The sequence below is a fragment of the Pedobacter sp. Leaf216 genome, from assembly GCF_001421515.1.
In the GTDB taxonomy this organism is placed as follows: Bacteria; Bacteroidota; Bacteroidia; order Sphingobacteriales; family Sphingobacteriaceae; genus Pedobacter.
On sequence record NZ_LMKM01000007.1, the window covers coordinates 46,437 to 67,511 of the forward strand.

Below are 21,075 nucleotides of genomic sequence, written 5' to 3' on the forward strand. Positions count from 1 at the left end.
ACATATTGTAAATAATGGCCTATTCAGAAATACAGCCTCATTTGGCCTTAAAACCTTATATTGATGCCTATTGGGTAGTTGAAGTTACTGAATATACGCTTTACAAGAACAAGATTTTACCAGATGGATGTATAGACATCATTTTTAATATTGAAGATGATTACCGTACTGATGATGGATGTGTGTTAATGAAAAGTGAAGCCATTTATCTTGTTGGTACAATGATGCGCTTCAAAGAATATAATACAATTGGTAAAGTAAAAATTTTGGGCGTTCGGTTTAAACCTGCCGCATTCACCCATTTCTTCAAATTTCCATCATTACATGAACTTACTGATGAAAGTATTGAGTTAAAAGATAGGCTGCTCCCTGTAATACATTACATAGATGAGTACACTTTTGCAACACTCGATCATTTTTTTCTCAATAAATTATCTTTACCTAAGTATTCTATCCTTACTATTGTTGAGGATATCCGGGCTCAGCATGGCAAATTAAGAGTAGTTGAGCTCGCTAAGAAACATTACACCACAACAAGGCAACTTGAACGCTCTTTTAAAAATTCAATGGGCGTTAGTCCAAAAGAATTTATTAATCTTGTGCGTTATCAATTTGCGCATCGCCAAATTAAGAAACATAATCAGAATAAATGTTTGGGCGAAATAGCATTCGAATCTGGTTACTATGACCAGGCTCATCTCACCAATGAGATCAAAAAATTTACCGGCTCAGTTCCTACACTTTTATAGATTTTGTCGCATTTTTCCAAAAACAGGGTTATTTCTAGCCTTATATTTGATAAAAAATAACATCATGGTAAAATTTGGCTACACAATACTCTACGTTAAAGACGTAGTTGAATCGATAGAATTTTATGAGAAAGCTTTCGGTTTCAAAAGAAAATTTATTACTCCCGAAAATAATTATGGAGAATTATTAAGTGGTGACACTACCCTATCATTTGCCGATATTCACCTTGCCAATTCAAATCTATCAAACGGTTTTAAAGAAAGTTTAAAAGGCGAAAAACCTTTTGGAATTGAGTTGGGATTTACAACTGAAAATGTTGAACTTATTTTTAACCAGGCAGTTGAAATGGGTGCTACTCCACTTGAAAAAATTAAAATAAAACCCTGGGGACAAGCAGTTGCCTATGTACAGGACATCAATGGCTTTTTAATAGAAATATGCTCTCCTATGTAGTAATTGATAAAAGAAATCATCTTTAAGGTTGAATTAAGGAGGGGTGAACCACTACCCCTCCAAATCATCAACTTATTAACCTAATAACTTAAACCAAAAGTAAAGATCATTATTGGTAATTCCAAGTAAATGCAACAAAATTGCTTTAATAATTCGTTGATATAAAACCTACTCAAATAGGTAATTAGAAAGTTTTGTACATTAACACTTCCACCGAATCATTGGTTCATTCGGCAACTCTTCTACCCTACTTACAGATTTTAATATAAAATCCTCACTAAAATCATGATTGTAGATGTGGAAATCAATCGGCCATTCATCTTTAATCATACCTGATACATATTTGCTAAAAATGCGCTCAAAAGCTTCAAAATTTACTGCTGGCTTACAGATAAGCATAAATTCGCAATCTGATTTGGCAATAACCTCCGCAATTAACTTGGGCCATCGGTTACAAATTTCTGCTGATAAAATATGATAGTTTTGCCGGTCGATCAATTTCCCAGCTCCTTTAATCATTTCAGGAGGAAGGCATTCACCTAAAACTGCTTCCCACTTCCCTGCTCTTTTTTCTATGCTGCCTAAAAACTCATCTCCATCTAAAGTAGACCAAGAACCGCCGTTAGTAAACTGGATTAACTGGTAGGTAAATTTATCCCCATCCGGTGTTTCAAAAAAGTAATTTAATTCAATCATTGATTATAAACATGGCACATCTGCGGCCTTAAATAGAACGCATTCTAATATTACAAATATGCATTTTAAACCACAATATTACTAATATTTTTAGTAAAAAAATATCAATCACATCTTACTATTAGAAAGTAACAGAAATTTTAATGAAGGGCTAACCCTTACTTCCTGCCATCTGCAATGGCATATTTACCCTACAAGTTGCACATTTACAGTTGTTAACATCAGTAACATGTTGATTACGCTCAATAGGTTTAGAAATCCTGTCTGTATTTTTATACCACACACAAATAAATTAATGAGGGTTTTTACTAAATCGATTTTCTTGTTCCTGCTACTGGCAGGACTTTACAAAAGCAGTAATGCGCAAAGCTACACTGTAAAAGGCACGGTGCTGGATACTGCAGGCCTGCCGCTTCCAGGTGCTGTGGTTAGGATAAAATCAATTACAGATAGCATAGGTACTTCTGCCAACCCAGATGGCACATTCACAATTGGAAAAATTAAATCCAAGCAATTTACCCTATCGGCTGCATTTATTGGTTTTGATACTTTTATCAAAAAGTATCTGATTGAAAAAGGCAACAGTATAAATATAACCGATATCAAACTGAAACCATCATCGAACACATTAGATGCTGTAGTGATTTCGGGCGTACCGCCTGTTAAAGTTACAGAAGATACGGTAAGTTTTAATGCAAAAGCTTTTCCTGTAAGGGATGGGGATGCTGTTGATGAGGTACTGAAAAGGCTTCCGGGAATAAAAGTAGATAAAGATGGTAATGTAACCAGTCAGGGAGCTCCTGTTACCAAAATACGTGTTAATGGGAAAGATTTTTTTGGAACAGATGTAGCTACGGCCATTAAAAACCTTCCTGCCGATATTATAAAGAACCTTCAATTTATAGATGATTATGGTGATCAGGCAAAACTCACTGGAATTAAAACTGGCGAGCCGGAAAAGATACTGAACCTTACCATCCAGGAAGATAAAAAGAAAGGCTATTTTGCCAGGGCATCTGCCGGTGTAGGCAATTCAGACCGTTACAATACCAACATCAGAGGCAATAGCATGAAAGGCGAACAGCAAATCTCTTTTGACGGAACATCTGCCAATGCCAATATGCGCGGAGGCGGAGGCGATGGGGTTACCACCAGGAATGCAATCGGATTAAACTACAAAAATGAGTTCGGCACTAAATTATCTGCAGATGCTGCTTATAATTTCAATAATGATAAAAATAACACCATCAGCACCACATACACACAAAATTTTTTACAGGATGCTGCTCAAAATCCAATCAGCCGACTTGAAAATGCAAATAACAACAGTATAAGCAACAATCGCAATCACTGGTTTGGCGGTAACCTGGAGTATAAAATCGATACAATGAATTACCTCAAAATCTCACCAAACCTTTCTTATAGCATCAATAATGGAAATAATACTGGAGGTTCTATAATTACAGAGGATACACTGTCTACGCGGAAAGAAAGTTCAGGATTCAGTAATTCAAACAATGTAAATGCAAGAACGAACTTATTTTTTAACCATAAGTTCGCAAAAAAAGGACGCAATCTAACAGTTTGGAGCAGTATTAATTACACTAATGGCGAAAATTACCGCGATTCGTACAACAGCTACATCAATACGCATAGCAATGTTGCCGATTCTGTAATCCAAAATCAGCTGAACAATCAGGATAACAGAAACTTCGGACTAAACGCCGGTGCATCGTATATGGAACCGCTTTGGAAAAAAACTTTTTTCGAAGTAAATTACAATTGGAACCGATCGGCAACCAATAATGCTAAAGATACCTATGATGTTGTTGATGGTAAACAGGTTTTTAACCAAAACTTAAGCAACATTTACGATTACCAGTTTATTACCAATAAAGTTGGATTAAATTACCGTTACATAGGCGAAAAGCTAAATTATACCCTCGGTTTAAATGCACAGCCTGCATTGCTACGCGGGCAGAATTTAAACAATGATATTCAAACAGTTAACCGAACTTTTAACCTCATACCCTCAGGGCGTTTTTCTTATAAATTTTCCAACCAGGAATCATTTGATATTAATTACTGGGGCAGAAACAATCAGCCTGGCTTTCTCCAACTGCAACCTATAACCGACAATTCTAACCTTCAGAATACCATTACAGGAAACCCAAACCTGAAACCTGAATTTATCCACAGCATTAACGCACATTACAAACAAGCAGATTGGAATGCGGGGAAAGTGATTCAGGCCAATTTAAAATTCGAACAGACAAACGACCGGATTGTAACCACTAAGGAGCGTGTACCCAATACCGTGAACCAGCGCACGAGTTATATCAATGCAGATGGTTATTACACCCTGCAAGGCGACTACAACATTAGCAAACCGCTTTCTGCTGAACGTAAATTTACCATTGGTTATTCTGGTTCCGGACAGGTAAATAATAATATCACATTTACAGACAACAGTAAAATTGAAGCAAGGAATATTGCATGGCGACAGGAACTTGAATTTAGGGTTGATTTAAAAGACATAACAAATTTTGAGATCGAAACTTCTTATTCGCAAAACCTTACCAATTACAGTAGCGATACATTTGCCGATCGCCAGTCGAACCGCTTTGAATACGGTATTGAAGGCCGGAATTATTTTTTTAAGAGCTTAACACTCGGTTATGATTTTAGCAAACAAATCAATTCTGGTTTTGATAATGGTGCAGTGCGAAACCCTACATTATTGCGCTTATCAATGGAATATAAATTTATGAAAAACGATATGGCTGCACTCCGGGTAGAAGGATTTGACCTTTTCGATCAGAATTCGGGTATATCAAGAGATGTTTTCGATAATGTGATTGTAGATAGGCAGGTAAATCGCCTGGGCAGATACTTTATGCTGTCATTAATATACAGGGTGCGCAAATTCGGCTGATCATACCTCGAAACATTATAAAGGGTAAGTGTTATAAAATATTTAATAAAATAAATAGCTTTATATTTTACTTGCACCACATGAATCAGGATTTATTTTTTGAACAGGTTTGGGATTTAACCCGCGAAATCCCTAAAGGAAGGGTAACATCTTACGGTGCAATTGCCAAAGCCATTGGTGCTCCAAACCTATCAAGAATGGTTGCCCGCGCCATAGGTGCATGTGGTAACGCCAGGCCGCCTGTACCCTATCATCGCGTAATCAGTAGCAATGGTACACTGAGTGGAGATCCATCTTCTACTCAAAAAAGACAACAATTATTGGAGCATGAAGGGGTTGAGGTCAGGAACCTTAAAATTCAAAACCTTAAAAAGATATTTTGGGATCCATTAAATGATCTCTAGTGATTAAATGCGCTGTAATCTCCAATAAAGCATTTATTAATTACAATACCTTTCTTATCTTTGCCAAAATCTATTTTTAAAAGATAATTTTTATTGGTAACGATTAATTATTCTTTTAATAACTAGATTGCAATTACAAATTTTAAACAAATTGCAAATCATTACTTTTGCAAAAAATACCCAAAATGAGTATAGGATTATCAGAACAGGAAATATTACGACGTGAGTCGCTAAAACAATTACGCGCATTGGGCATTGAGCCTTATCCTGCAGAAGCTTTTGAAGTTAATGCATATGCTGCAGATATATTAGCCAATTATGAAGCAGATAAAACGGCATATAAGACAGTAATTTTGGCGGGTAGAATTATGAGCCGCAACATTATGGGTGCTGCTTCTTTTACTGAGCTGCAGGATTCTACCGGTAGAATTCAGATTTACCTAAAGCGTGATGAGCTTTGTCCTGGCGATGATAAAACCCTATACAATACCGTATTTAAAAAGCTTTTGGATATCGGTGATTTCATTGGTGTGAAAGGTTATGTATTTACCACGCAAACAGGAGAAATTTCTGTACACGTAACCGAATTTAAAGTTCTTTCAAAATCTTTACGTCCGCTACCGATTGTAAAACGTGATGATGAAGGAAACGTTTACGATGGTTTTACCAATCCTGAATTGCGTTACCGCATGCGTTATGTAGATTTAACGGTAAATCCTGATTACAAACAAATTTTCATCAAACGAAGCAAGGTAATTAACAGCATGCGCAATTACTTTGATGAGCAAGGCTGGATGGAAGTAGAAACCCCTATCCTTCAACCTATCCACGGTGGTGCTGCTGCACGTCCTTTTGCTACACACCACAATACATTGGATATGCCGCTTTATTTGCGTATTGCTAATGAGCTTTATCTTAAAAGATTAATTGTTGCTGGTTTTGATGGCGTTTATGAATTTGGTAAAATGTTCCGTAATGAAGGAATGGACCGTACGCATAATCCAGAATATACCTCGATGGAGATATATGTAGCCTATAAAGATTATATCTGGATGATGGCTATGGTAGAAGAATGTTTAGAAAAAGTAGCCATCGCTACAAATGGCTCGGCAGTAGTTAAAGTTGGCGAAAACAACATCAATTTCGAAGGACCATACGAAAAATTAACGATGTACGAATCAATCCAGAAATATACTGGGATTGATGTATCTGCAATGACCGAAGATGAACTTCTACAAACTTGTGCATCATTAAACATTGAAACCGATTCTACAATGGGTCGTGGTAAATTGGTAGATGAAATTTTTAGCGCAAAAGTAGAGGCCAATTTAATACAGCCTACTTTTATTACCGATTATCCAATTGAGATGACTCCGCTTGCTAAAAAGCACCGTACTGCGGCCGGATTAGTTGAGCGTTTCGAAATATTTGTAAATGGTAAAGAAATTGGAAATGCTTATTCAGAGCTTAACGATCCGATTGATCAAAAAGAGCGTTTTGAAGATCAGTTGAAACTTGCCGATCGTGGCGATGCAGAAGCAATGGCCATGGATGATGATTTTGTTCGTGCTTTAGAGTACGGTATGCCGCCTACATCAGGTTTAGGTTTCGGTATCGATCGTATTGTGATGTTAATGACCAACCAAAGCACCATTCAGGAGGTTTTATTCTTCCCGCAGATGCGCCCGGAGAAAAAGAAAATCGAAATGACACCAGAAGAAACTGAATTGTATTCATTAATTACCGAAGGTGAGCAATATTTACTAACTGAGGTAAAGGCAAAACTGGCAGATTGGAGCAATAAGAAGTGGGATACTACATTGAAAGCCTTAACCGGTAAAAATATCTTAAAGGTTGCTAAAACCGACGAAGGTTTATTCTTATCACATAAATAGTCAAATTGATGTTCCTAAACGGGAATAATGGATTTGATTTTAACAAAAACATAACATAAACTTAAAAGGCTTGCTAACAATTGTTTAGCAAGCCTTTTCTATATTTACAGCAATCGATAAATAAATCATTGCCCTATGAATACGTCAAGTTTAGAAATCAACGAAAGAGAGTACTGCATCAAATTAAGTAAAGATGCTTTTGACTTAACCCTGGTACGCCAATTAATAAAAAGAATCCAGGCCGAAGCCTTATTTTTCTCAAGAGTTCAAGCCGAAGAAGAAGATATCTTAAGCAAAAGAGCCCAAAGAGAAGAATTTGAGGGATTTGATTATTTAGGAGATAAATAAAATACGACCGTCACCCTGAATTTATTTCAGGGTCTATAAGATGCTGAAATAAATTGAGCATGACGAAAAATTTAATCAACCTCCAAAGTTCCCTCTACCGAATCATCCATGGTTTTTCCGGTAATAACAGATGCTGCCATTTTCAAAAATGCAACTGCTGTACCGTGTTTGGTATCCCAATAATATCCTTCTGAAGGGATAACTTTGATCAATGTAATATTTGGATCGTCTTTTCCACCTTGAAACCAGGTTTTAATAAACGGACTCCAAAGTTCATCTATTTTCGCCTGATCCCTGCTAATTTCAGAGATTCCGTAAATATTTACAAAACCCGAATGTGCACCGGCCTGAAACAATAAATGTGTAAAAGGATCGGTTGAAATCTCTTCATTTTTATGACTGTCTTTCATACTCATAAACCAGATGTTCCCTTCATCATCAATTTGTTGGATGGCCATAGGCCTAACAGATAAAGGTATACCCGTTTTAATATTGGTACAAAAAAAACAGCTTTCGGCTTTGTCTGCCAATTCTCTTAACTTATCGATAGCCGCTTTGCCACCTAAATCTTTAATATTATTTTCTTCCTGAGTATTGTTAGTACTCCCTTCTTGTGATGTTGCCATAGTTAATATATTTTTATATAAACTACAATGGAAGATGGAGTTTAGTTTTGAGTTTTTGTTTTGTGCATAGCAGGAAAAGCAATAAGTGCATGGCAAAAGCATTCGGAGTGAAATCAATCCATATTTTGTTGAATAAAATTATAGAACATTTAATGAAACAGAATAACTTTAGTTGATGGAAGTAAAAAAACCAAAACCTTTTAACGCTCAGATTCAAATTATAGGCATCAATCCTTATGTATTTGTACCGGAAGAAACATTAAATTATATTTTTAATAAGGCCGGAAAAAACAAAGGCAAACTGCCGGTTATAATGAAAATTGATGGCTTTGAGTTTAAGCAAACCCTCATTAAGTATGCTGGCGATTGGCGCTTGTACCTGAATATGCCCATGCGTAAAGCTGCTGGTAAGGTTGTGGGGGACACTGCAGATTTTGAAATAGAATTTGATACTAAAGAAAGGTTAATAGCCGTGCATCCAAAATTGACCAATGCTTTGGCAAAAAATAAACAAGCAAATGAAATATTCGAGAACCTTCCTCCTTATTTGCAAAAAGAGATTATCCGTTATATCGCCAATCTCAAAACAGATGAAGCTGTAGATCAAAATGTTAAACGGGCCATTCGTTTTCTTTTGGGTAAAGAAAGATTTATCGGGAGGGATAAACCTTAATCAGAAATAGACATCTTGCGATTATATTTTCAAAAAAAAAGCCACTTCAAATGATGAAATGGCTTCTCTAAGTATTATTCAAGTCTATCGGTAACGAACTTGCTGTTGTTTATCCATCATGCCCATCTGATCTTTCATTTGTTTAATTTGATCAGCCAATAATTTATTTTTATCTGCTTTTTTTGCTTCGGTCAGATACATGGTTGCTTCGCGTTTGTTGCGTTTAGCCATTGCAATACCCGCTAAACTTAATTTTGCTAAAGCAATATTATGATCCATCTGCATACCTAAAGCAAGCGATTTTTTAAAATATTTTTCACTTTGCATTGGAGCAGTTCTGCTTTCAATTAAACCAATTAACAAATTATAATAACCATGTTGAACCTTTATCAACTGACTTTCGTAATTGGTAATCCGATCTAAAAACATTTTAGCTTTAGGCATGTTGTCTTTCCTAAGAAACCATTGTGCTAAAAGCATGTTTTCGTTAAAGAAGTAGGTTACCAGCACAATTATTCCCAATAAGATGGCAACAATGCCCCAAGGCCAAAAGCCGAAAATAAATAAAGCTACTGCGCCACCCAGTAAAGCAAACCCCGCAATTAATCTGATAATATTTGGCATAAATTTTATTCTAATTATTTTTTTTTGCAAATATCGTGTTTAAATGGCAGAATTTAGATTTTAAAACAATAATTTCATTAAAAATTTCAAAGCAACAATAAAGCATCTCACAAATATGAAAATCCTCTTATCTATAACCCTAATCGTACTTGCAATGAACGTTTCTGCACAGGAATTGAATAAAAAAATCCACGATCAAGTCCACAATAAAGATATTCTGATTAACGCCTGCACCCGCGAAGGTATAAGCACTTTTCCAGAATTTAAAGAAATGTACGATCCACTTTATGCAGCTTACATACCAGATGCAGCAACAATGATCGAACTTAAAAAACTGATTAAAAATGAAAAAATTAAAATCGTTTTTGGTACCTGGTGCGGAGATAGTAAAGTGAATGTCCCTAATTTCTTCAAAATTTTGTATGCACTTCATTTCAAAGAAAAAAACGTAGAAATTATTGCTGTTGACGGTAATAAAAAGGCCGAAAATGGCATTTTAGACGGCTTGGATATTTTAAGAGTTCCCACATTTATTGTTTTGGATAAAAAGGGTAAAGAGCTGGGTAGAATTATTGAAGGCCCGAAAACAACCCTTGAAGGAGATTTGTTAGCAATTTATAAGAAAAAATCATAAAATTTGAAAGAATTATGGTTGATAGGTTGATGGATTACGGCTCATAGTTTGATGGTCAATGGTTCATAGTCTTTTGGTCAATGGTTGATAGCCTGATGGTTTATAGATTGATGGATCATAGTTTGATGGTCAATGGGGTTGATAGCCTGATGGTTCATTGTTCATAGTCTGATAGTCCATGGTTGATAGTTTGATGGTCAATGATTCATAGTCTTATAGTCCATGGTTAATAGCCTGATGTATCATGGTTTATAGTCTTATGGTCAAGATTACAGTCACTCCATCGGCTTCTGCTCAACACCTTACCATTGACTATCAACTATTATACTATTAACCATATTACATTATACATTTTACATTTAAAAACATGTCTGCAGCATTAGAACCAGGTTGGTTAGCCGTTTTAGAAGAAGAATTTGAAAAAGACTACATGAAAAACCTGAAGTCTTTTTTACAGGAAGAAAAAAATAACGGGGTAACGGTTTACCCTAAAGGGGCAGATATTTTTAATGCTTTAAATACTACTCCTTTTGATCAGGTTAAGGTGGTTATTTTAGGTCAGGATCCTTACCATGGTGTTGGGCAGGCCCATGGTTTATCTTTTTCTGTTCAGCGTGGTGTTACCGTTCCGCCCTCATTAAAAAATATTTACAAAGAATTAGAAACAGATATTGAAGGTTTTAAAACACCAAATCACGGGCATTTAACGCATTGGGCAGAACAAGGCGTATTGCTGTTAAATGCAACGTTAACGGTTCGGGCATCTGAAGCTGGCTCGCATCAAAACCGAGGCTGGGAAATTTTTACAGACGAAATTATTAAGGCGCTATCTCAAAAACGCGAACACATTGTTTTCTTATTATGGGGAAAATATGCACAACAAAAAGCAGCTTTAATCGACCAAAAGAAACATTATGTATTAACCGCAGCGCACCCTTCACCGTTTTCGGCGTATAATGGTTTTTTCGGCTCGAAGCATTTCTCAAAAGCAAATCAACTTCTGGTACAGAATAACCTTAAACCGATTGACTGGAACCTGCCAGCCTAATGAATGTTTATTTTATAAGCGGTTTGGGTGCCGACAAAAGGATTTTCTCAAAATTAAAGCTTGACGATCAACTCAATGAAATACACATCGATTGGATTCAGCCTAATAAAAGTGAATCACTTTCTTCTTATGCAAAGCGGTTAAGCAATGTTATCGACACCACAAAACCCTTTGCATTAGTTGGTGTTTCTTTTGGCGGAATGATTGCTGTTGAGATTGCCAAAATTTTAAACCCAACAAAAACAATCATTATCTCGAGTACAGTTTTGGCTGCTCAGTTACCAATGCTTTATCGTTTTGCAGGTAAACTCGGCCTATTGAAACTGATACCTGCAAAATTCCTGAAATCATCGAACAAACTCACACAAAACTACTATTTCGGTACACGCTCGGGGAGTGAAAAAAGCTTATTAAGCAAGATTATAAATGATACTGATCCTTACTTTTTGAAATGGGCCATTGGCAGTATTTTGGCTTGGAAGAATAATATCCGGCCATTAAACACTTATCACATCCATGGCACAAATGATAAGATTTTATATTCCAAAAAAGCAAAACCAGATTATGTGATTAAGAGCGGCACGCACTTCATGGTTTATCAAAATGCTAAGGAAATATCAGGAATTATTGACCATATTATCTTGAATAACGGAACCGACTAATTTCATCTTATGCGTCACCCTGAATTTATTTCAGTGACTTAACAGATAGATAGGTGCTGAAATAAATTCAGCAAGACGCAATACTTATCAAGACGTAAAACTCACAAGACACATTTACCCCACACGTCACCCCTAATTTATTTCAGGGACTTAACAAATAGATAGATGCTGGAATAAATTCAGCAAGACGAAATTCTTAGTAAGACGTAATATTTAGCAAGACGCATTTACTCCACACGTCACCCTGAATTTATTTCAGGGACTTAACAAATAGATAGATGCTGAAATAAATTCAGCAAGACGAAATTCTTAGCAAGGCGTAAAACTCACAAGACGCATTTACCCCACACGTCACCCTGAATTTATTTCAGTGACTTAACAAATAGATAGATGCTGAAATAAATTCGGCAAGACGAAATTCTTAGCAAGGCGCATTTACCCAACACGTCACCCTGAATTTATTTCAGGGACTTAACAGTTAGATAGATGCTGAAATAAATTCAGCAAGACGAAATTCTTAGTAATACGCAATAACCCAACACGTCAGCATAAAGTTATTTCAGAGACTAATAAGCTGTTTATAGTTTTAATACTCCAATGGCACAATCGGTTCCTTTTTCGTGGTCGACATGATCATCATCGTTTGAAAGGTTTTAACCACAGATATCTTACTGATTTTATCCATAATTAAACGTTCGTATGCTTTGATATCTTTTACGTAAACTTTCAATAAAAAATCGGCCTGCCCCGTAACATGATGGCATTCCGTAATTTCTTTAATCTGGTTTACTTCATCTAAAAAGATTTGTATAGTGTTGTTCTTATGAAAATCCAGCTGAATCTGAATAAAGGTTTTAATCCCTAAACCCAGCTTTTCTTCATCTACCAGTGCATGATAACTTTTAATATAGCCTGCCATTTCGAGCTTGCGTACACGCTCTAAAGTTGGTGCAGGTGATAAACCAATTTCCTGGGATAAAAGTAAGTTGGTAATTCTTCCGTTTTCTTGAAGAATTCTTAAAATTTTGAAGTCAATTTTATCTAATTCAGATGCCATATGGTGTTAAAGGTATTTGAGAATACAAACATAACCAAATTATATTCTAAATTTTAACATAATTTATCATATATATTTTAAATAATTATTTTTAGATTTACCTAAAAATAAAATTAGATAAATATAAATGCAAAGTTATACCGAAGAGAACTATCTAAAAACTATTTATCATTTAGCAGAGAAAACTACTAACGTTCAAACCAATGCCATTGCAGAACAAATGCAAACCAAACCTGCATCTGTTACCGATATGATTAAAAAATTGGCCGATAAAGGTTTAGTAGATTACATCAAATATCAGGGCGTTACCTTAACTGAAACCGGAAAAAATACTGCGATTGATATTGTACGTAAACACCGTTTATGGGAAGTTTTTTTGGTTGATAAATTAAATTTTAAATGGGATGAGGTGCATGATGTAGCCGAAGAACTCGAACACATCAAATCTATCGAACTGATTGAAAGATTAGATGAATTTTTGGGTTTCCCTAAGGCAGATCCGCATGGAGATCCCATACCTGATAAAAACGGTAGGTTTGCTAAAACCCAATTTATAAAACTTATTGAGTTAAAAGTTGGAGATGCTGGTACCATTACAGGCGTTAGTCAGCACAGCTCTGCATTTTTAAAACACTTAGAAAAATTAGGGCTCACTCTGGGCAAACAAATCCAGATCAATGATGTTACCGATTTTGATGGTTCGGTAGAAATCCTGTTATCCGATAAACAAGTTAATATTAGTAGAGAAGTTGCAAAACACATTTTAATCAGCAGTAATGGCAAAAACTGAATCCTTAAGTGAAGTACATCAAAGCGTAAATACAGATAAAAGAAAGGGCTGGAAGCGGATTTTGGCTTTTATTGGTCCCGCTTATTTAATTAGCGTTGGTTATATGGACCCTGGCAACTGGGCTACAGACCTTGCCGGGGGTAGCAAATTCGGTTATCAACTGATCTGGGTTTTACTGATGTCGAACCTCATTGCGCTGCTCCTCCAATCGTTAAGTGCCCGTTTGGGTATTGTTAGGGGGTTAGATCTTGCACAGGCATCTAAACAAGCCTATCCGCGCTGGGCAAACATTCCACTATTCGCTTTGGCGCAAACGGCAATTATAGCCTGCGATTTAGCCGAAATTATCGGTATGGCCATTGGTTTACAACTCCTGTTTGGTTTGCCACTAATCTGGGGAATTTCTATCACCATATTTGATACCATTTTACTGCTCTTTTTACTTAACAAAGGCATGCGTGCCATGGAGGGCTTTATCGTATCGATGGTTTTTATTGTGGGCATTTCGTTTTTAGTAGAAATGTTTATTGTAGAACCCTCTCTAAAAGAAGTTGCAAGAGGTTTCGAACCTTCTATATTAAATGGAGATGCTCTTTATATCGCCATCGGGATTATTGGTGCCACCGTAATGCCACATAACCTGTACCTGCATTCATCACTGGTACAAACCAGAAAAATTGAGCGTAGCAATAAAGGAATTAAAGAGGCTTTAAAATTTAACCTGATTGATACCACTGTAGCCCTTAACCTTGCCTTTTTTGTTAACGCTGCCATTTTAATACTTGCGGCTGCTGCCTTTTACAAAAATGGCTTACATGAAGTTGCCGAAATACAGGATGCACATAAATTATTGTCGAATATTTTTGGCAATATCGCCCCAACCCTATTCGCTATTGCATTAATTGCCGCCGGACAAAGCTCTACGGTTACGGGTACTTTAGCCGGACAGATTATTATGGAAGGCCACATTAACTTAAGGATCCAACCATGGCTTAGGCGTTTGATTACCCGTTTATTGGCCATAATACCAGCCTTTTTTACCATTTTACATTATGGCGATGATGCCCTGGGCGGCTTATTGGTGCTCAGTCAGGTGGTATTAAGTTTACAGTTGGGCTTTGCAATTATTCCGCTTATCCATTTCACATCAGACAGGAAACTGATGAAAGATTTTGCAATTAAGCCCTGGATTAAGGTATTGGCCTGGGCAAGCGCGCTTGTTATTATTGCCCTTAATGTAAAACTGGTTATAGAAGAAATAAGCGGATGGGCAAAAGGCGGCAACAACTGGTGGATTTACGTAATCGTATTGCCAGCATTAATCCTGATTGTTTTATTACTTCTTTATGTATTTCTTCATCCTCTTTTAGAAAAGAAGAAAAATGATGCACGGCAGATGGTGCCACATGGAAATGCATTGGATATTGGTAAAATAGATAAGATAAATTATAAAAGAATCGGTATCGCAGTAGATTTTTCTAAAAATGACCGGAATACCATTCGTCATGCGTTAATTCAGGGCGGAAAAGAAGCACATTACTTCCTGATCCACGTGGTAGAAACGGCTGCTGCAAGATATCATGGCAATAACGTTATGGACCATGAAACTCAAAGTGATGCAGCTAACCTTGAAAAATACAGAACCAATCTTGAAGATCTCGGCTACGACTCCACACCGTTTATTGGTTTCGGAAATACAGGAAAAGCCATTGCCGATATCAGCAACAGGAATGAAATGGAATTACTGGTAATGGGTGCACATGGCCACAAGGGTTTAAAAGACCTTGTTTTTGGCACCACTGTTGATTCTGTTAGGCATAAGGTTAACATCCCGGTACTCATTATAAGGTAATTTTAATGAAACCTCGCTGCGTTGGGCAGCGAATAATTATGAGGGTCATGAAACCTTCCTGCCATGGGCAGCGAACAATCATGAGGGTCATGAAACCTTCCTGCCATGGGCAGCGAACAATCATGAGGGTCATGATACCTTTCTGCCACCTGCTGCTTGGAATAATTATAAACAACTTGTTTTACCTAATGCAGGGCTAAAATTATGATTGTGCGCTAAAATTGAACACAACCAAATTGATTAAACAGCACTAAAGCAATGGGCATTATTTGTTTACCACTGTCATTAATTTTTTAATGCCACCATCGCCAGATTCGTACATTAACAGTTTACCTGCCTGAGAATATAAATACATTGCCGGGTATTGTTTAGGTAAGAAAGTTGGAATAAACATGCGTTTTTTATCCTGCAACACCAATACATTGGGTTTCGCATTTAAACCTTTAGCGTATGAATTGAAAAATTGCGGAATAATATAGCCCTCATCCATCGTAATCATGTAAATATTTACATCCTTAAACTTTGCATAATTGGCATTTAAAACTTTACTCTCTCTTTGGCAATGTTCGCAGGTACAATCAAACAGAATAAAAAGGTTTTTCTTTCCTTGTTTAATATCAGTATTGGAAAATGCCTTTCCATCTAAACGGTAAAAGGTAAATTGGGGCAATAAGGTAGGCTGCTGTGCCTTTACCTGGAAAGTGATGGCGAATAATAAGATTAAAAGTAGGTTTCTGAATTTCATTTTAGATATTTAAACTCCAAACTTAAACGAATAAATACGAACATAATAATATATCCTTAGCTTTTACAAACAGATGAAAAATTTTAATAGCCAAGTAAGCTTGCATGCACAATATAATGTATTTTAAAGCTTTAGTTACGTTGTAATATTTTAAAAATGATTGCCGGCATTCCATAGCAATTGCAGCCCCGCCATCCACTTTATTCCGATGAAAGATCGGAATGTTCGCTCCTGTCGGGTTTAGGAACAAGGGTTTGGTAGGCATATGAAAGGTTTGAGTATGATGCAGAGGCCTGTGTTAAATAAACCCGATTGACGCGGAAACCAAAAGCTTTTTTGCTTTTGTTGAAGCAAAAAGCGGGATTGAAGTTGCCAAAAGCATTCACCGCACATTTTCAAATGATATCCACATATGGAGGATTTATGTTTCTTAGCGATTTGGCCATTCAAATTTCACATATTTAATCGCTGCTATAAAAAATTAAAAAAAATTATCACGCCAATTTTTAGGATATTTGCAACCCAACATTTATATTTCACATACTTGTTGGGCATTACAACATCACATACTTTATTAAATTTTGAAAAACGATATCAACATAAAAAATAAAAGAGCTTATTTCGACTACAATCTTTTAGATAAATACGTAGCGGGAATTGCCCTTTTAGGAACTGAAATAAAAGCAATAAGACAGGGGAAGGCCAACATGACGGATGCATTTTGCATGTTTATAGGAGGCAACCTCTACGTGCGCAATCTTCATGTTTCTGAATATTCTCACAGTTCTTTTTACCACCACGATATTAAGCGCGACCGTGCCCTATTGTTACAGAAAAAAGAAATTAGAAAATTAAAGCTAAAGGGAGAAGAAAAGGGCTATACCATAGTACCCCTGCGTATTTTTATTAACGAAAGAGGCTTTGCTAAAATGGAAATTGCACTTGCTCAGGGTAAAAAAGAATTCGACAAACGCGATAGCATTAAAGATCGGGATACAAAACGGGAGTTGGATAGAGCGATGAAGAGGTAAATTAGTTTGGAGATGAGGGTTTGGAGCTGGGAGTTAAATTAACTCAAAACTCCAATCTCCAAACTCCCAACTCAATCACCATGCTTGGTCGCCTACTAAAGGTACAAACCTGAAAGTATCCAGTACAATTTTCTCGTAATCGGTTTCACTTACGCGGATAACAGTTACCATTTTCTGTGTTTTCTCGTCGCCAACCGGAATTACAAGAATGCCACCTATCCTTAATTGCTTTAATAAAATTTCAGGAACCAAAGGAGCTCCGGCAGTAACGATTATTTTGTCGTACGGCGCATGAGCTGCGATACCTTTTGAGCCATCTCCGCAATAAAAGGTTGGCCGGTACCCCATTCCAGGCAAAACCTGAACGGTTCTGTTGTAAATATTTTCTTGTCTTTCAATCGTAAAAACATTTGCGCCCAGTTCCATTAAAATACAGGTTTGATAGCCAGAACCGGTTCCGATTTCGAGTACCTTATCTCCTTTTTTAATGTGTAAAAGTTCGCTTTGATAGGCAACGGTATAAGGTTGTGATATGGTTTGCCCATCACCTATCGGAAAAGCTATATCCTTGTAAGATTGGTTCCAGAAAGTTTCGTCAAAAAAGAAATGCCTGGGAACTTTACCAATAGCCTTTAATACATTTTCATCTTCAATCCCTCGAGATCTCAACAACTCTACAAGTTTTTTTCTCGCTCCACGTTCCCGGTAATTATCAACAAATTTATACGCCATGAGCATCAAAATTAGCTTTTTTTAAACGGTGATACAATGGCAAAATGTGAGAATGATTAAATTAATAAATGGATTACCTGAATTAGAGATTGATACATTTTCCACATTGGGAATATTATGGAATGAATGAATTTTGAATGAGTGAGTTTTAAATAATTGGTTTTCTTTGAATCATTCAATCATTCCATCCCTCAATTATTCACCCAGTTTAATACGGATCTACATCGATTTGTGTAAAAACACCTTTAAACTCTTTGGTCGCGTTAAATTGCGTAAGGGTTTCTCTTAAGGCATCTTTAACTTTCTGAATGGCAGTATGCTTATCGGCTTTTATAATAATCTGTTTAATATAAAGATTGCGCACACGGCTAACCAAAGGTTGTTCGGGCCCTAAAACCCTTTTGCCAAACTTTGCTTTTAAGATATTGGCCAGCGTAAATGCAGCGTGATCCAGAACATGCGAGTCCTTGTGTTTTACATAAAGAAATATCATCCGTGAAAATGGCGGATACAGGAATTTCTCCCTTTCTACAATTTCATCGTTATACATCCCTTCATAATCGTTATTTACAACCTGTTTGATGATGCGGTTTTCGGCATCGTAGGTTTGGATGCACACATTCCCTTGGTCGGCCCTTCGCCCTGCCCTACCCGCAACCTGGGCCAATAATTGAAAGCTGCGTTCGTAAGCACGGAAATCAGGGTAACCCAAAAGCGTATCCGCATTGATTACCCCAATAAGGTTCAGGTTATCAAAATCCAATCCTTTTGCCACCATCTGTGTACCGATCAGAATATCCGTTTTCTTCTCCTGAAAGTCGTTTAAAATCTGTTGCAGTCCGTTTTTTGTGCGGGTGCTGTCCATATCCAGTCTGGCAATTGTTACCTCAGGATAAAGCAACCTGAGTTCTTCTTCAATACGCTCTGTACCAAATCCTTTTTGTTCTACATGCACTGAGCCACAAGCCGGACAAATGTTAACACTACTTTGCTGATAACCACAATAATGACAATGTAATTTACCACTGCTTTTATGGTAGGTTAAACTTACATCGCAGTTTACACATTTAGGGGTATAGCCACAGGTAGCGCAAATCAAAATGGTTGCATAACCCCTCCTGTTCTGAAACAGAACGATTTGTTCTTTTTTTGCTAGCGCCAGATCTATATCTTTAATCAACACGCTCGAAAAATACGAGCTCATTGTTTTTTTCTTCGTTTCTTCGGAGATACTTACCACCTGCTGGTTCGGAAGCTGAACCCCACCGAAACGTTCTTTCATTTCTACAAGGCCATATTTACCTTGCAAGGCATTATAGTAACTCTCTAATGAGGGTGTGGCCGATCCTAATACAACTTTAGCCTGATGGAGATAACCCAGGTAAATAGCAGCATCACGGGCCTGGTAACGTGGTGCCGGATCATACTGTTTATAAGAAGGCTCATGCTCCTCATCAACCACAATGAGTTTTAAATGTTCAAAAGGAAGAAAAACAGCCGAACGTGCACCCAAAATCACTTTATAAGCACCTGTACGTACTTTATTCCAGATTTCTACGCGCTCACTGTTGTTAAATTTGGAGTGGTATACCCCGATTGAGTTGCCAAAATAACGTTTAATCCGCTCTACAATCTGCGTAGTTAAAGCAATTTCGGGCAGCAAAAATAGCACCTGGCCATCTGTATTTTGGATAATCTTTTCGATCAGTTTAATATATACCTGCGTTTTTCCTGATGCGGTAACGCCATGTAATAAAACCACCTCTTTTTCTTCAAAATGTTGGTTAATCTGATTTAAAGCTTTCTGCTGACCTTCATTTAGCTCAAAATTTACACTAAATTCTTCATCATGAGCAGCCAAACGACTAACAGGTCTTTTCATTATCACAAAAATATCTTTGTCGGTTAATGCTTTTAATGCCGCAGGGCCGCAATTACTCTCTTCTAAAAGCTGTTCTTTAGAAATGGGAAGATTGGATTTTTGTAATTTCAGATAGGCCAACAGCGCATCAAGCTGTTTAGGTGCTCTTTCCAGAACGTTAAAAAGTTCTTTCAGGTGCTCCTCTTCGCTATAAAAATCGTTTAAAAGGATAAATGATTTTAGTAAAGGTTTATATTTCTGCACCACTTCTTCAGCAACTAACACCAGTTCTTTATCCAATAGGTGATTAATAATCGGATAAACTGTTTTCTGCCCCAAAAGTTTAGAAACATCATTAACTGTTAGTTTTTGCTGTTGCTTTAAGGCATTAATAATAATTTCTTCCTTATCAGTAAGTTCAGTATCCTCATTGTACTCCTCGCGCAACATCAGTATGGTTTCGCTGGCCAGCTTTAAACTTGCCGGTAAGGCAGCTGCCATTACATCGCCTTCGTTGCACATGTAGTAATTCGTCATCCACGACCAGAATTTAAGCTGCGTTGGCGTAATTACCGGTTCGTGATCTACTACATCAATAATATATTTTGCCTCGTAAACGGTAGGTGGTACTGTAGAAATCCCACTGATAAGTGCGGTATAAATTTTATGTTTACCAAATTGCACTACAACACGTTTCCCAACCGCAATCTGGTCATTGAGATCAAAAGGCACACGATAAGTATAGTTTTTTGCCAAAGATAATGGCAAAATGACTTCTACAAAAAGTGTTTCTCTTTCTGCAAAAATATCGTTTTCGTAAATATTCATTATTTATCTTTAAATGCTGCAAAAAAGAGCATTATCCATCCCAATACAAATAACAAACCGCCAATTGGCGTTATCGGGCCAATAAATTCAGTAAATCCTAAATGGGATATGCTTCTGGTGGCTAATAAATACAATGAGCCCGAGAAAAGAATAATACCAAATGTAAAGCAGAAATAGGCAATATTAATCAGCTTGTTCCGGTAACGTGCAAAGGTAGAAAGGTATAACAAAGCAAACGTATGATAGAACTGATAATCAACACCTTTTTGCCAGATTTCTAATGACGGACCATCAATTAAGGCCTTAAGGCCATGGGCACCAAATGCACCCAGTAAAACAGCAACAGCACCAAAAAAAGAAGCAGTAAGGATTATTCGTTTATTCATAATTATTGCCAATAGCAATCGCTAAATTAATAAATTGAGAAAGAA

General features: G+C 36.8%; 21 protein-coding genes. 13 read left to right on the forward strand and 8 right to left on the reverse strand.

What is annotated here, in order from left to right; translation table 11 throughout:
- Positions 1-14 precede the first annotated feature (14 nt).
- Complete coding sequence (locus ASE74_RS05345) at positions 15-749, forward strand: helix-turn-helix transcriptional regulator (RefSeq protein ID WP_055905303.1); 735 nt, start codon at positions 15-17, stop codon at positions 747-749.
- Between the two features lie 64 nt (positions 750-813).
- Positions 814-1,203, forward strand: a complete 390-nt coding sequence (locus tag ASE74_RS05350; protein WP_055905306.1) for a VOC family protein — start codon at positions 814-816, stop codon at positions 1,201-1,203.
- A gap of 201 nt (positions 1,204-1,404) precedes the next feature.
- Here the strand turns inward: ASE74_RS05350 and ASE74_RS05355 are convergent, their stop codons facing one another.
- Positions 1,405-1,899: a hypothetical protein gene (locus ASE74_RS05355; protein WP_055905309.1), complete on the reverse strand. Its 495-nt coding sequence runs from the start codon at positions 1,897-1,899 to the stop codon at positions 1,405-1,407.
- A 295-nt stretch (positions 1,900-2,194) separates the two neighbouring features.
- On the opposite strand from ASE74_RS05355, the gene ASE74_RS05360 reads away from it, so the two are divergent.
- From ASE74_RS05360 to ASE74_RS05375, 4 genes are all read left to right on the forward strand, one after another.
- Positions 2,195-4,834: a TonB-dependent receptor gene (locus tag ASE74_RS05360; protein ID WP_055905312.1), complete on the forward strand. Its 2,640-nt coding sequence runs from the start codon at positions 2,195-2,197 to the stop codon at positions 4,832-4,834.
- Between the two features lie 80 nt (positions 4,835-4,914).
- Positions 4,915-5,238, forward strand: a complete 324-nt coding sequence (locus ASE74_RS05365; RefSeq protein ID WP_055905314.1) for an MGMT family protein — start codon at positions 4,915-4,917, stop codon at positions 5,236-5,238.
- 185 nt (positions 5,239-5,423) lie between these two features.
- On the forward strand, positions 5,424-7,133 hold the full coding sequence (gene lysS, locus ASE74_RS05370) for a lysine--tRNA ligase (RefSeq protein ID WP_055905317.1): 1,710 nt from the start codon (positions 5,424-5,426) through the stop codon (positions 7,131-7,133).
- 135 nt (positions 7,134-7,268) lie between these two features.
- The gene (locus ASE74_RS05375) at positions 7,269-7,481 is read left to right on the forward strand and encodes a hypothetical protein (protein WP_029275714.1); all 213 of its coding nucleotides are present in this window, start codon (positions 7,269-7,271) and stop codon (positions 7,479-7,481) included.
- Positions 7,482-7,552: 71 nt separating this feature from the next.
- Here the strand turns inward: ASE74_RS05375 and ASE74_RS05380 are convergent, their stop codons facing one another.
- A complete protein-coding gene (locus ASE74_RS05380; protein WP_055905320.1) occupies positions 7,553-8,107 on the reverse strand; it encodes a pyridoxamine 5'-phosphate oxidase family protein in 555 nt (184 codons plus the stop codon).
- 175 nt (positions 8,108-8,282) lie between these two features.
- On the opposite strand from ASE74_RS05380, the gene ASE74_RS05385 reads away from it, so the two are divergent.
- Positions 8,283-8,780 carry a YdeI/OmpD-associated family protein gene (locus ASE74_RS05385; protein WP_055905323.1) on the forward strand — a complete coding sequence of 166 codons (498 nt, stop codon included), beginning with the start codon at positions 8,283-8,285 and terminating at the stop codon, positions 8,778-8,780.
- 84 nt (positions 8,781-8,864) lie between these two features.
- On the opposite strand, the gene ASE74_RS05390 is transcribed toward ASE74_RS05385, so the two are convergent.
- Positions 8,865-9,404, reverse strand: coding sequence for a DUF2892 domain-containing protein (locus tag ASE74_RS05390; protein ID WP_055905325.1), 540 nt, complete (start codon positions 9,402-9,404; stop codon positions 8,865-8,867).
- 115 nt (positions 9,405-9,519) lie between these two features.
- Here ASE74_RS05390 and ASE74_RS05395 point away from each other — a divergent pair, with 115 nt between their 5' ends.
- From ASE74_RS05395 to ASE74_RS05405, 3 genes are all read left to right on the forward strand, one after another.
- Complete coding sequence (locus ASE74_RS05395; protein ID WP_055905327.1) at positions 9,520-10,038, forward strand: thioredoxin family protein; 519 nt, start codon at positions 9,520-9,522, stop codon at positions 10,036-10,038.
- A gap of 367 nt (positions 10,039-10,405) precedes the next feature.
- Positions 10,406-11,086 (forward strand): uracil-DNA glycosylase, encoded by a 681-nt coding sequence (gene ung / locus ASE74_RS05400; RefSeq protein WP_055905329.1) that lies wholly within the window; start codon positions 10,406-10,408, stop codon positions 11,084-11,086.
- A complete protein-coding gene (locus tag ASE74_RS05405; protein ID WP_055905332.1) occupies positions 11,086-11,748 on the forward strand; it encodes an alpha/beta fold hydrolase in 663 nt (220 codons plus the stop codon). The genes ung and ASE74_RS05405 overlap by 1 nt, the downstream gene beginning before the upstream one ends.
- A gap of 586 nt (positions 11,749-12,334) precedes the next feature.
- Here ASE74_RS05405 and ASE74_RS05410 read toward each other — a convergent pair.
- Entirely contained in the window at positions 12,335-12,805 is a 471-nt protein-coding gene (locus ASE74_RS05410) for an Lrp/AsnC family transcriptional regulator (RefSeq protein ID WP_025142637.1), read from the reverse strand.
- A gap of 127 nt (positions 12,806-12,932) precedes the next feature.
- Between ASE74_RS05410 and ASE74_RS05415 the strand changes: the two genes are divergently transcribed.
- The gene (locus tag ASE74_RS05415; RefSeq protein WP_055905335.1) at positions 12,933-13,595 is read left to right on the forward strand and encodes a metal-dependent transcriptional regulator; all 663 of its coding nucleotides are present in this window, start codon (positions 12,933-12,935) and stop codon (positions 13,593-13,595) included.
- Positions 13,582-15,447: an Nramp family divalent metal transporter gene (locus ASE74_RS05420; RefSeq protein ID WP_055905338.1), complete on the forward strand. Its 1,866-nt coding sequence runs from the start codon at positions 13,582-13,584 to the stop codon at positions 15,445-15,447. The genes ASE74_RS05415 and ASE74_RS05420 overlap by 14 nt, the downstream gene beginning before the upstream one ends.
- Positions 15,448-15,712: 265 nt before the next feature.
- Here ASE74_RS05420 and ASE74_RS05425 read toward each other — a convergent pair whose 3' ends face one another.
- On the reverse strand, positions 15,713-16,192 hold the full coding sequence (locus tag ASE74_RS05425) for a redoxin domain-containing protein (protein WP_055905342.1): 480 nt from the start codon (positions 16,190-16,192) through the stop codon (positions 15,713-15,715).
- A 581-nt stretch (positions 16,193-16,773) separates the two neighbouring features.
- On the opposite strand from ASE74_RS05425, the gene smpB reads away from it, so the two are divergent.
- On the forward strand, positions 16,774-17,223 hold the full coding sequence (smpB, locus tag ASE74_RS05435; RefSeq protein WP_055905348.1) for an SsrA-binding protein: 450 nt from the start codon (positions 16,774-16,776) through the stop codon (positions 17,221-17,223).
- Positions 17,224-17,298: 75 nt separating this feature from the next.
- Here smpB and ASE74_RS05440 read toward each other — a convergent pair whose 3' ends face one another.
- The 3 genes from ASE74_RS05440 to ASE74_RS05450 all read right to left on the reverse strand — a co-directional run bounded on the left by ASE74_RS05440 (position 17,299) and on the right by ASE74_RS05450 (position 21,030).
- Positions 17,299-17,955 carry a protein-L-isoaspartate(D-aspartate) O-methyltransferase gene (locus tag ASE74_RS05440; RefSeq protein WP_055906551.1) on the reverse strand — a complete coding sequence of 219 codons (657 nt, stop codon included), beginning with the start codon at positions 17,953-17,955 and terminating at the stop codon, positions 17,299-17,301.
- Positions 17,956-18,163: 208 nt separating this feature from the next.
- Positions 18,164-20,644 (reverse strand): primosomal protein N', encoded by a 2,481-nt coding sequence (gene priA, locus ASE74_RS05445; RefSeq protein ID WP_055905351.1) that lies wholly within the window; start codon positions 20,642-20,644, stop codon positions 18,164-18,166.
- Positions 20,644-21,030, reverse strand: coding sequence for a DUF423 domain-containing protein (locus tag ASE74_RS05450; RefSeq protein WP_029279875.1), 387 nt, complete (start codon positions 21,028-21,030; stop codon positions 20,644-20,646). Before ASE74_RS05450 ends, priA begins: the two co-directional genes overlap by 1 nt.
- Positions 21,031-21,075: the final 45 nt, after the last annotated feature.